This window comes from Vibrio xiamenensis (assembly GCF_900100015.1).
Classification (GTDB): Bacteria; Pseudomonadota; Gammaproteobacteria; order Enterobacterales; family Vibrionaceae; genus Vibrio; species Vibrio xiamenensis.
Genome location: NZ_FNDD01000001.1, coordinates 202,252 through 215,413, shown reverse-complemented (window position 1 = coordinate 215,413; position 13,162 = coordinate 202,252). Strand labels below are relative to the sequence as shown.

General features: G+C 48.9%; 7 protein-coding genes. 3 read left to right on the top strand and 4 right to left on the bottom strand.

Features of this window, described 5'->3' with window-relative positions:
* Positions 1-21: 21 nt before the first annotated feature.
* Entirely contained in the window at positions 22-456 is a 435-nt protein-coding gene (locus tag BLS03_RS00940; protein WP_245696517.1) for a DUF2850 domain-containing protein, read from the bottom strand.
* A gap of 179 nt (positions 457-635) precedes the next feature.
* Here BLS03_RS00940 and argA point away from each other — a divergent pair, with 179 nt between their 5' ends.
* Both argA and BLS03_RS25865 read left to right on the top strand, forming a co-directional pair.
* Complete coding sequence (gene argA, locus BLS03_RS00935) at positions 636-1,973, top strand: amino-acid N-acetyltransferase (protein ID WP_093268406.1); 1,338 nt, start codon at positions 636-638, stop codon at positions 1,971-1,973.
* A gap of 194 nt (positions 1,974-2,167) precedes the next feature.
* The gene (locus tag BLS03_RS25865) at positions 2,168-2,356 is read left to right on the top strand and encodes a hypothetical protein (RefSeq protein ID WP_093268403.1); all 189 of its coding nucleotides are present in this window, start codon (positions 2,168-2,170) and stop codon (positions 2,354-2,356) included.
* Positions 2,357-2,388: 32 nt separating this feature from the next.
* On the opposite strand, the gene recD is transcribed toward BLS03_RS25865, so the two are convergent.
* The 3 genes from recD to recC form a co-directional block, all read right to left on the bottom strand.
* Positions 2,389-4,503: an exodeoxyribonuclease V subunit alpha gene (recD, locus tag BLS03_RS00925; protein WP_093268400.1), complete on the bottom strand. Its 2,115-nt coding sequence runs from the start codon at positions 4,501-4,503 to the stop codon at positions 2,389-2,391.
* On the bottom strand, positions 4,500-8,117 hold the full coding sequence (gene recB / locus BLS03_RS00920; RefSeq protein ID WP_093268398.1) for an exodeoxyribonuclease V subunit beta: 3,618 nt from the start codon (positions 8,115-8,117) through the stop codon (positions 4,500-4,502). Before recB ends, recD begins: the two co-directional genes overlap by 4 nt.
* Positions 8,118-8,374: 257 nt before the next feature.
* The gene (recC, locus tag BLS03_RS00915) at positions 8,375-11,884 is read right to left on the bottom strand and encodes an exodeoxyribonuclease V subunit gamma (RefSeq protein ID WP_093268396.1); all 3,510 of its coding nucleotides are present in this window, start codon (positions 11,882-11,884) and stop codon (positions 8,375-8,377) included.
* 304 nt (positions 11,885-12,188) lie between these two features.
* On the opposite strand from recC, the gene BLS03_RS00910 reads away from it, so the two are divergent.
* Complete coding sequence (locus tag BLS03_RS00910) at positions 12,189-13,085, top strand: LysR family transcriptional regulator (RefSeq protein WP_093268394.1); 897 nt, start codon at positions 12,189-12,191, stop codon at positions 13,083-13,085.
* Positions 13,086-13,162: the final 77 nt, after the last annotated feature.

Sequence of the window (13,162 nt, the reverse complement as noted above, 5' to 3'; positions counted from 1 at the left end):
CAAATCTCAATCACCAAAGGATCATTCATCGCCATTTTTGTGTTTTTCTGACAATTGAAAAACAGGCTGATAATAAGGCTCAGAGACCAGTTTCATCTCTGTGTTGGTATGGTCTTTCATTTTGTAACGAAGTGTTCGATTGCCAAAGGTATAGCTGATTTCGCTACCATTAAATCGAAAATGTGTTGCAACCACTCGGCCTTTGATGGTCACCCCATACTGATTCAATAAGATGCGCTCAGCAGAGTATGACGGCACGTTTTGTTCAACCCACACACCGTAAACACTAGAGTTAGGATTGAGTAGTGCGTTGAGCTTATCGGTGATATTGCCAAAGACAGAAATTAGAACCAAGGTACCAACGACAGCAATTGCCACCACTAAGCGCTCAACGCGTTTTCTTTGCGGGTTTCTCATGCCCTCATTTTCCTGATTTTCTGCTATTACTTTACTCACTAAGTCTTTCCTAAGTGTTGTCTCTATTTTCATACAGTCAATAAATCTACTTAGGACAAAAGTGCTCAACAATAACGGCAGTAGCAATTTGGCGTGCTAATTCCAAATTTAACTTGCTCTCGGGTGAATAAAATAGCACCATTTATACATACAAATTCAACCAACTAGGTATCTATCTTGTGAAAATCAGAAGCACTGCACTGGTCAAAGGCTTTCGTCAATCCGCGCCATACGTCAACGCTCACCGTGGCAAGACTATGGTCATCATGCTCGGCGGCGAAGCGGTAGCCGACAACAACTTTGCCAATATCATCAGCGACCTGTCTCTTCTTCATAGCTTAGGCGTGAAACTGGTTGTTGTGCACGGTGCTCGACCACAGATAAATGAACTACTGGAAGAACATAATTATTCAACTCCATACCATAAAGGCATTCGCATCACTGACGAAAAAGCACTTAATTTTGTCATGCAAGCAGCCGGTAGGTTGCAATTAGCCATTACCGCACAGCTGTCGATGAGCCTCAACAATACACCGATGGCGGGCACTCAACTCAATGTCGTCAGTGGTAACTTTGTGATTGCCCAACCCCTTGGTGTGGATGACGGTATCGACTATTGCCATAGCGGTAAGATTCGTCGTATTGATAGCCAAGGCATCAAAAGCATGCTTGATCACGGCTCGATTGTTTTGCTCGGTCCGATTGCCAGTTCCGTCACCGGAGAGTCGTTCAATCTGACCTCTGAAGAAGTGGCAACCCAAGTCGCCATTAAACTCAAAGCCGACAAGATCATTGGTTTTTGTTCTGAGCAAGGGATCATGAACGATGATGGCCACGTCGTCGCGGAGCTATTCCCACGTGAAGCCGAAAAAGTACTACAAAAGCTTGAGTCTCAATATGATGGCGATCTTGAGCAATCATCCGGTACGGTGCGCTTTATTCGCGCCGCCACCAGCGCTTGCTTATCTGGCGTGTCACGTGGGCACTTGGTCAGCTACAAGGAAGATGGCGCGTTAATTCAGGAGCTGTTCTCTTTTGATGGTATCGGTACTCAAATCGTGACCGCCAGCGCCGAGCAAGTGCGCCAAGCCGAGATCGATGATATCGGGGGGATTTTGGATCTGATTCGCCCCCTCGAAGAACAAGGTATTTTGGTGCGCCGCTCCCGTGAACAGCTCGAGCAAGAAATCACTCTATTCACCATCATCGAGAAAGACGGCTTAATTATTGGCTGCGCGGCGCTATATCCTTACAAAGAAGACAGCATGGCCGAAATGGCGTGTGTTGCGATTCATCCCGAATATCGTGACGGTGACCGTGGCGTGCTGCTGCTTAATCACATGAAGCAACAGTCGAAAGTACAAGGCATTGGCCGTATTTTTGTGCTCACCACTCACAGCCTGCATTGGTTTAGAGAACAGGGTTTTACTGAGATTGGCGTCGACGGTTTACCGATGAAAAAACAAAGTTTGTACAACTATCAACGCAAATCGAAAATTCTCACCCTAAAGGTGTAAGGTTAAAATTAATACTAATACTCTTGCATAATCAGGAAGTTAGTTTGGTTAAAAAATCACCTTTTATTTGTGATCTAGATCATATAAACTAAGCGACTGATTCCTAGGGAATATAGAGCAAAAACTCAGGTTGAGTTGGCTAGAACTGCAAGGATTGCTTTAAGCGATAACACATCACTAAGAGCAACGAATAAATGAAAACCATTATTTGTAATTCAATACAAAGTTTTTGGGACATGGCTGATAACGAACTTTTAAACGGGCAACATGTTCACTGTGTTTTTCCGGTTACCGATACTTTGAGAAGCTTCATTCTCAACTATCAAACCAAATACAGCATCGAAAAAATCTCATTTAGCAGCTTATTCAACACGGTCGGTTAATCCGACCGTGGGTCGTTTTGGCCACTGTAATTTTAACTTAGTCTATCGACCAATCCACTGGCACGCTCAGTACGAATTTTCACTCCGCGCTTCATCAACTGAATATCGGCATAAATCGCCAAGCGTTTTTTCGCTCGAGTAATGCCCGTATAGATAAGCTCTCGCGTCACCAGCGGCGTAAAGTCCGGCGGTAAAATCATCAAGGTAAAATCAAACTCACTGCCTTGTGATTTATGAATCGTCATCGCAAATGCAGTTTCATGTTCTGGCACTCGACTTGGCAACACAGACTTGATCGAACCATCCGACTGCTCGAAATACACTTTCAGTCTGCCGCCCTCACCGGGCTCGCGAATGCAAATGCCAATATCACCGTTGTACAACCCCAGACCATGATCATTACGAGTGACCATAATGGGTCTACCGTGATACCAAAGTTCATCTTGAGTGTGGATTAAACGCCGCGCAGCAAGCGCTTTCTCGATGCGCAGATTTAGCCCGCTCACACCAAAATCCCCTTCACGAATGGCGCACAATAAACGGCACTGGTTAAACCGATTCAACGCCTGTTTAGCGGCGTTTTCCAAACCGAGCTGCCCATTGTCTACACCAATAATTGGTAATTGTTCTGGCTTAAGGCATTCAAGATAGCGGCGATACTCCCCCACCAAAGTTTGAATCATTTGATTGTAATGCTGGCTATTGAGCGCGAAGTGCTCGATATCACTAAAGTCTTGCTGATAGACCGCATCAATTTTCGCACCGTCACCGGCATTCACCGCTTTGGCTAATTGGCCGATACCCGAACGTGCGTCAAAGCGATAACTTTTTTGCAGCACACATAAGCTATCGGCGATATGACTCGCGCCGCCTTGCTGGTAAGTTAAGCTTTGATAACCGGTCAGCTTAGCCAGACGTTCTCCTTGCTCTGCACTATAGCCAAGGGCGTGGAACGAACAAATGTCACCCAGTACCGCGCCCGCTTCTACAGAGGAGAGCTGATCTTTATCACCGAGCAGAATCAAGCGCCCGTGTTTAGGCAGCGCGTCGACCACTTTATACATCATCGACAAATCCACCATTGAGGCTTCGTCAATCACTAAAATATCCAAATGCAGCGGATTGTAATGATGATGACGAAACTCTGCGCTGCCGGGAATCACGCCCAACAAGCGGTGTAAAGTGCTCGATTCGGTCGGAATTTGCTGCTTGAGTTCAGGGCTGATTGGCAACGACTCCACCGCTTTACCAATCGATTCGGTCAACCTTGCTGCCGCTTTCCCCGTTGGCGCCACCAACTTAATGCTTGGCGTATCACCCATTTGCCGTGACTGCTCCACCAGCGCCGCCAGCAGTTTCGCCACCGTGGTGGTTTTGCCTGTCCCCGGCCCACCAGAAATCACCGCAAAACGTCGAGTCAGCGCCATAGCGGCCGCCACTTTTTGCCAGTTAACACAAACAGATGCAGGCACAAGTTGCTCAAGCGCCGTTAAGTCTTGGGCGCGCTGCGCGCTGGTGAGCACTTGATCAATCGCTTGCCAGTCCAGTTGATCACTGGCAACAACATCGAGCATATCGCACACCTTTTGCTGGCGAACAACCTGAGTATCCTTACCATCAACTTGGCCCTGTTTAAGGGCGCTAAACAGAAATGAGTAGTCGCGGGCAAACAGATGGTCGAGCAGTTCTGAAAGCTTTTGGACATCAGTAGGCTTTAAGCTCACAGGTGTCCCAAAGCTTAATAATCGCTCGGAAAGATGCAGTTCATAATGCCAATAACGATTTAAATACAATCGGTTACCATCAAACACCAAAGGCAGCGCTTGGTTACCATCCGCCGACACTAATGGCGACTGTTGCAGCTCTGCTGGCCAATCCTGTGTCAGCCAGGCGCTGCGTAATTCCAGCGCGGCATCAGCATACAACCCCAGCTTTTGCGCCGCATCGATAGCCTGCCCTTGTGAATCATGCAGTGGCAAACAGATATGCCCTTTGCCAAGCTCAGAGCTCAATAGCGCGGCAATAAACGCCAGCGGTTCACTCGCGCCCTGCTCAAGCATCCAACGCGCAAACTGGTAATCGAGTTGGCGTAAATTGCCCTTATCAGCCAATGTTTGTAAGCATTTTGACCAACCAAAATCACTCATAGTCCCAGCTCCATTTGGCCATTGGCGTTACTTTGCGGCGCGACTTCTTGGCCATCAATCAACTTATCCATTTCCGTTAAAAATGCCTCACTCGGTTTGGCGTTAAAAATACCGTGCTCGCTTTGCCCATCAATACCACGCAAAAACAGGTAATAGACACCGCCGAAATGGCGCTGGTAATCGTAATCGGCCAAACGGCTGCGCAGAAAACGGTGCAAGGCTAACGCGTAGATTTGGTACTGCAGATCGTAACGGTGCTCAGCCATCGCCGCGTTAAGCGCTTCGCCATGATAATGCTTAACGTCGTCGCCAAGATGATTCGACTTCCAATCCAGAACGTAATATTTGCCTTGATGAACAAAAACTAAGTCGATGAAACCTTTGAGCATCCCTTGCACAGTGTGAAAACCAAGGTCACCCGCTTTCGCCGATAAACTATCATGACGCTGCACCACGCGATTCAGCGCGCTACTTGTAAGTACTTGGATCGGCAGGAGAAACTCCATTTCAACCAACTTGTCTTGCGGCCCTTTTTGATTCAAACATAGCGATTGACCATCAAGTGGCGTGCTGAGCACGGTATCGACTAACGCTTCAAGAACCGCGAGCCAGTCGGCTTCTAACTGCTCTTGCTCAAGCAATTTGATTAAGATTTCACGGTTGGCAGGGCTTGAGGCAGGCTCTGTGAATTCGACCTGCTCAAACACGGTATGTAAAAAAGTGCCGGGACGAGCGCCTTTAGGAAAAGTAAAAATGCTTTTTTGCGGCTCAACAAGCTCAGCCTCGCCATGCTCGTCAGCAGAATCAATATCAAAGCCGCCAATTTCTAGGCTGGCATCATACTCATTATGATGGCCTTGTTTAATCAAACCGGAGTAACTGGTAATGCGCCAAAAACGGTCAATGCTGCTACTGAGCTCTTTCGCGATGAGCGCCTGTTGTGAATCCACTGGCGGCTGATATTTTTCATCGCTTAATGTCGGTGGTTCAACCTCGTCAACACAGTCAAGCTTTTCAGTGTGCTTACTTACCGAAGCCGCCAAATCCGCAATGCTCCCCTGCTGGCCGTTTTGCAATAAATAGCCCATCGCACTTAAATGCACACCAGTGGGTTCTTTACTTGAGCGCCCCAAACGAATCGGCGCTAAACCGATATAACAGCCATAAACGGCGCGAGTCAGCGCCACATAAATCAAGCGCAAATCTTCGGCTAAACGCTCTTTATCGGCTTGTTGTAACGAGGTGGAATCTGCCGCTAAATCCAAAACAATTCGATCGCTCGTTGGGTCGTAATATTTGGCTTCGCTCGCCTCGCGATAAGCGCATACGAACGGCAAAAACACCAAGTCATATTCCAAGCCCTTAGATTTGTGAATCGTGACGATTTGCACCAAATTTCGCTCCGATTCAAGGCGCTGAATTTCCTCATCGCTACCCCCTAAACCGTTTTGTGCATCGCTTAGCGATTGGGCAAGCCAGCGCAGCAAACCGTGGTCGCTTTCCAGTTCGGTACTGGCTTGCTGCAATAATTCGCCAAGATGCATAAAGTCGGTCAGTTGACGCTCGCTCTCTTCGGCCAGCCAACGTTCGGCGATATGGCGTTTGCTCAGCACGCTGCGCAGCATAGGTAGCACGCCGCGTGCTACCCACAGCTTGCGATACTCTTTAAACTCATCAACCGCATTTTCCCAGGCGTTTTCATCATTGTTGAGCGCATCCAACTGCTGAGCATTGAGAGCAAACAGTTCAGAAGCCAAACACGCACGCAGGGCGCGATCTTGCTCTGGGGTTAACACCGCTTGCAGTAAGCGCTGTACATCCTGAGCGATCGGACTTAAAAACACACTGTCTCGGTTGGACAAATACACGCTGGCAATGCCTTGCTCGGCAAGCGCCTGCTTCACCATGCGCCCTTCACTGCCGGTACGCACCAGCACAGCAATATCGCCAGCCTCAATGGGCTGACGCTTTTCGCCACTGCATAGCTGCGCCTTGCCTTGCAGTGAGGACGTTAAAATGTGTTGAATTTGGCTAGCGGTGGCTTGAGCCATCACTGTGGTGTATTCACCTTTGCCAAGCGGTTTTTCGACGTCAGTGGGCAGCCAATAAGTCAGCGCAGGTTGCTTTTGGTCACCGATGATCCAAAAGCGCTGGTCGGCATTGGGGCTCGCATTGACAGGATGAAAAGGAATGTCGTCATCATAAATAAATGGGCTGTCAGCCTTTTCGAATACCTGGTTCACCGCCGCGACCATCTCGGCACTTGAACGCCAGTTGGTGTCCAAGGTGTAATGGTCAACCACCTGATTACGCGCTTTGATGTAGGTAAAAATATCCGCGCCGCGAAATGCGTAAATCGCCTGCTTTGGGTCGCCGATCATAAATAGACCAGACTGCGGCGAATCGAGATACACGCGGCTAAAAATCGAATATTGCAGTGGATCGGTGTCTTGGAATTCGTCGATCATCGCCACCGGATACAGCTCGCGAATTCGGTTTACTAATTGCTGCTCTTGATCCATATCGATGGCGGCGGACAATTGCGACAACAGGTCATCAAACGATAGCCATTGCTTTTGCTGCTTAGCTCGCGCCAGCATACCGCGACACTCTTCAATCGCATGTGCCATCAACGGATTTTTCAGCGAGACTGGCTGATTGATAAATTGATCGATCTGTTCAAATACCGGATGTGTAGGCGCATCGCCGCTCGGCGTTTTATCGTTTAATACACTTTGGGCGAATTTTTGCAACGCATCAGGAATTTGGTAATCACGGGTTTCGCTTTGCGCCCAAAGATCAACGCTTTCCAGCCAATTCGGCAGCGATTTTTTACTGTAGCTGCGTTTATTGACATTCGACTGGGAAATCAGCGCCAGAAAATCACTGCTGTGCTGCTTCCAACTGTCTTTAAGGGTTTGAATTTGAGTGAGGTTGTCTTGATGTTGCTGATCAAGAGAGGTTTGCAAGGCTGGCGTTGATAAATGCAGCGGCGCACCGGTTAAGTAGCGGCCAATATCTTGTAGCAGCGCCTGCGGCGAAGACCATATTTGGCGGACTTCTGCGGCTAAATTGAGGCCAAGCGGATAAAAATGACGGCGCCAGTAATCGGCCACCACTTGCGATTTAAGATGGCTTTCATCAGTGACAAACTCGTTGTTAAAACGGCTGCCTGACTCAAACGCATTTTGCGTTAGCATGCGCTGACAAAAACCGTGAATGGTGTAGACCGCCGCTTCATCCATCTGCCGTTCCGCTTGCAGCAGAATCGAAGCCGCTTGAGCGTGATCGGTCACTTGTTCAAGCAGTGGTTTAATCACCGGATCGCGACTTTCGCCGCGAGCAAACGCTAAACGCGCATCGTGAATACGCGCGCGAATGCGATCTCTAAGCTCGGCGGTAGCCGCCTCAGTAAAGGTCACCACTAAAATTTGGTCTACCGTGAGTGGCACAGCATGGCGCTGCCCCTCTGCACCATGACCAAGCAACAGCCGCAGATACAATCCGGCAATGGTGAAGGTTTTCCCCGTTCCCGCCGACGCTTCGATTAAACGTGCGCCGTGAAGTGGAAATGTCATCATATTCAAGGCACTAGGCTTAGCCTGAGCTGTCATATCATTGAGACCTTTTTGTTGCGATACACTGTACGTATTGTGAGTTAGATCTGATTATTGAATAACTCATTACGTACTGAGATTGAATTTACCAAGTAGTGAGATCTGACTCACGGACGATTTTGGTGCAAGGCCTTACTATCCCCGCATCTTCGGTGGGCAAACAACCACCAACCCCGAATTATGGTCCCTCTGACCTATGGCCGCACAGCAAACGCCCTACACACAATAATGATTTTCTGGCGGCCATCATTCCCTTACGACTCATGACTACTTTGCACACCAGCGCCTTGTGCATAATCTTCAGCGGTTTTCATCGCCAATCGCGGCGTCTGCAATACTTGAGCAGCAAGTAAATGAACCCGCTGGGCAAGCTGTTCATCCCAACTCGGCCAAATACGCTGAATGTAGCTGTTGTTTCCTTCACCCGCGAATAGGTAACTGTCGTTAAACGTCTCCGCCATTTTCTTGAGCGATTTGTCTTTATCCTCAACCCACTTGCCACGACTAAAGCCCGCATCAATCGATGCAAGTGCGGTTTTAGGAAAATATTCCAGCGGCGTGGTCATGCCAGCAAAAAACAGACGCAACAACTCAGTGAGTAAAGAGTGGGCTTGCTGGGTATTGCCGAGCGGCGGATAGACAAAGTGTTCCACACCCTCTTTACGTGAATAGCCAAGCATGTGCGTCGGTTTATGCACTCCGCTCGCTGCCATACACAGATGATCAATCCATGCAGCCAACAGATCTTGCGCCCGCAATGAACCGGTGCGATAGCGAACCAACCCGGATTGATAATGTTGCGTCAGCCAACCGACCAATTGCACTGGTTTGCCATCGCCCTGCTGACTGTCATTAAGGAAATCAAATTGCAGGTTAACATCGATATCATCCAGAGGCGTCGCGGTGACAAAACTGAGTTCTTGCAGTAAATCGTGGGTTTGCACTTGGTTAGCGGCAAATTCGATTTCGCCAAACGCACCAAACGGCAACTTACCCTCGGCGCGTTGCTGTTCAACATAGTTTTTGGCAATGGCATCTAAGGCCTCTTGGCTGTGATCGCGACTGTGCAAAAATGCCTCAAGCAGGCCATCGCGTAGCTGGTAACTTTCTAATCCGCCCAGCGCAAACGGCTCATCGTCTTGCATCACAGGAAGTGGCGGTTCAAACACCACTTTCAAGCGGCGGTTGAAGAAATACTGCACCGGCAAGCGCCAAAATCGCTGTAGTTCAACCAAATCGAGCTCAACAGGAAAGCTGACATCACGCAGAAAATCATCAAGTGGCTGAGCAAATTCGCCACTTTTCATGCCGGCGCGATTGGCAGCGGGCAACCACTCTTTCGCATAACTCGGCTGCGGCAAGAGAAACGCATTCGGGCTAAATGGCGTCATCGCATGATGAGTCGTCAACACATCGAGAAGACGCTGGCCGGAATCATCGACTGCCAGAGCGTCATCCCCTTCTAAGCAGTAATTTTGCTGACAGTATTCCATCAGCTCAGTCACCAGCACCGACGGTACGCGCGGCGTATTGTCTTGAATCGAACGTCCCACGTAGCTGATGTAGAGCGACTGCTGCGCTGAGAGCAGCGCTTCCAAAAACAGGTAACGGTCATCATCTCGACGTGAGCGATCGCCAGGGCGAGTGCGTCCGGTCATCAAATCAAAACTTTCTGGCGGCATTGAACGCGGATAGACGCCATCGTTCATTCCCAGCAGACAAACCACTTTAAACGGAATCGAGCGCATCGGCATCAGAGTACAAAAATTGACTTGTCCGGCGAGAAAACGCTGACTTACTCGCGTACCGGAGAGTTTATTTTGCAGATACTGAGTGATGATCTCTGGAGAAATCGGCGCCTTAAAACCGGCATCATCAAGCTGCTCTTTTAGCTGAGTCAGAGTATCCACAATCGACTTCAGTGCCATTTCACCTTCAAGTTCGACAGCGAAGAAATCATCCAACAATCCGAGTAATAACTCGCGCCATTGCTCAATTTCTTGAGTGTTGGCAAACGCTCGGTGATAAAACGCCACTTTATCGATGAAACTGGCGAGCTTGCCAGCGAGCTCTGCGCCAAGCCCTTGCACTTCGTTATATGGGGCAATGTAGTCCCCTTGCTGGCGCTGAAACAGCCCGGCATCATTTGGCATCGCGTAGCCAAGTAGCATGCGCTCAATACCAAATTGCCAAGTGTTATGACGGTTGGCTGGCAGGTCAAATTCGGTGGCGGTGTGCTCATTCAGCCCCCAGCGAATCCCCGACTCTTCAACCCATTGCTTAGCCAGTAAAAACTCGCTGTCATCCAGTTCAAAGCGTTTCATGACCGCCGGAATTTCCAACAGCTCCAGTAACTCTGATGCCAAGCAGCGGCTTTGTGGCAGTGCCACCAACTGAAGAAAAGCGTTGAGAATCGGGCTTTCTTGCGCGGCGCTGCGATCGGAAATCGAATAAGGAATAAAACGTTCACCCGGGGCATTACCAAACACCGCCTGAATCGCTGGACTATAAGCGTTGATGTCCGCCACCATGACGATGATGTCACGCGGCTTTAACTCGGGGTCACGGTCAAACATCGCCAGCAATTGGTCGTGCAACACTTCCACTTCTCGCATTGGCGAGTGGCAAGCATGCAGAGTTAACGAGCGATCTGGCGCTGCGATCATCGGTTTGTGCTGACTTGATAACAGCTGATTATCGTTTTGGTGCTCTTCCAACGCCAAAATATCGGCTTGCAGATGATGCAGCAGGCTGTCGCGGTCGATATCAACAAACGCTTCGATTTCGCTTGATTCCAACTGCGACAATAAATACATGTTGTCGCGTCCAAGTTTGCCCATCGACGCCAGTAAGCTATTGCCTACCACATCGGTGTGCAGCTCATCACTGAGGTTATCTTCAACACTGCCTTTAAGCTGCTCGCTGTGACCATCAAACTCAGAGTGATTGTTTTGCCACACCAAATGCTGGCGATGTTTGGCGGCTAAGCGCGCCAAATATTTACGGTCGCGCACCTCGCCCCAGTAATAACGGCATGGGTTGGTAAACATTAGATGCACATCAACATGCTCGCCGATGGCTTTAAGTGCGTCCATATAACGTGGCGGCAGCGATGAAATACCAAACACGAACAAACGTTTAGGAAAATGCTCAGCTTGATCGATTCCGCTTTGTAACGCATCGATAAAGTGTTCGTACAAATTGGCGCGATGATACGGTGACTGGCCAAGCGCGACCGTGTGATCATACAGCGCTTGCCATAAAATCGGCTGCCATGGATGTTCATCACCAAGCTCGGCGACAGGCTGGCCACTTTCCCAACTGGCAATCCATTCCGGGCGATACACCAAATAGCCATCAAAAATATCCGCTATTTTCTCAGCTAACTGAAAAAGCTTGGCACTATGATTGTCGTCGGCGAGGTAACGCTCAAGAGGGGCAAATTCCGCACGCGGCAGCAAATCAGGGAGCACCTGCATCAACTTCCAAGTCATCGCCTCTTTGTTAAACGCGCTGCGGGTTGGCACATCGGGCAGAACTTGAGTAAACATCTGCCAAATGAAGGTGGCAGGTAACGGAAACTCAATATTGGCGGCAACGCCGAACTCTTTGGCTAACTCCATTTTTAGCCACTGTGACATTCCCGGGCTTTGCACCAGAATCTGCTCAGCTTCAAACGGGTTTTGCAATGGATTGAGACGAATCAATTCCACCAGCAGAGATTTGAGGATGTCGACTTGATTTGAGTGATAAACCGTAAACACAGTAGCCCAATGTCCATTTGCCAAAAGTAGCTCAAGGTTAGCATAGTGGCCGCCGTTTCCGGAGCAAAAACAGCGGTCTAATGTGTCAAAAGGTTAAGCAGCGCGCAGGGGTTTGGGCTATAAAATGAAACAGTACAAATAGCGTACGGTTACTTTTAAACACGACGCTGCATTTTCCAAGCTCCAACCTAAACTTGCGATACCAAGCACCGGCCCAGCCATTGGTGTGGAAGCCAAATTACGCTTGCATCATGTTCTTAAATATCTAATTATTCAGAACAATCGTTAAGTAAAGTTGAACACTATGGCCAGTAATATTTCGTTAAAGCAGCTCAATGTCTTTATGGCGATCACACAAAATAATACCTTAACCGCAGCGGCTGAAACTTTGTTTTTATCCAAAGCCGCGGTCAGTATGGCGCTGGGCGAACTGGAAAAGCAGATTGGTCATGCGCTGTTTGATCGAGTCAATAACCGTTTGATCCTCAATCAAGAAGGACAAAAACTGCTGCCACTTGCCGATGAGTTACTGCAACGCAGCGATGATATTCGCCATCTGTTTGATGAACAGCAAGGCTTGTCTGGGCAGCTGCATGTTGGTGCCAGTGACACCATAGGTAATCAAGTCGCGCCCTATTTGCTGAGTGACTTTCGCCGCCAAACCCTGCATTTATCGCAAAGCCTGTTTATTTCCAACTCTGCGCTGATCTGTCAAAAGCTGGTCGACTACGAGCTGGATATCGCTCTTATTGAAGGGAAAACGCTGCATCCCGAGCTGATTTCAACCCAGTTCAGCAGTGATGAAATGTGCATCGTCTGTAGCCCAAGTCACCCGCTCGCTCAGCAATCCTCGGTTTCGATTGGCGCGCTGGAACAGAGCCAATGGATACTACGCGAACCCGGCTCTGGCACTCGGGAATTTTTCCTTCGCACCGTTGCGCCGCGACTTGAACACTGGCATGAAGCGTTTGAGCTCAACACCACCGAAGCGATCATCAATAGCGTCAGTGCCGGACTTGGGCTGGCGTGTTTATCCCAATTAGCGGCGCAAGCGGCGCTCAATGATGGGCGCTTAACTCAACTGCATTTTCCCCTTGATATGAAGCGTCGCTATTGGTTACTGGTGCATAAAGAAAAATATCAAAGTCCACTGCTCAAACAGTTTATTCAGTTTTGCCACCAATGGCAGCGCACAGATTGAGCATTCGACGTCAGACGGTTCTCATAATTCAGACTTCAACTGGACAGCGGCCTGCGAAAACTGTATAAAAAGACAGT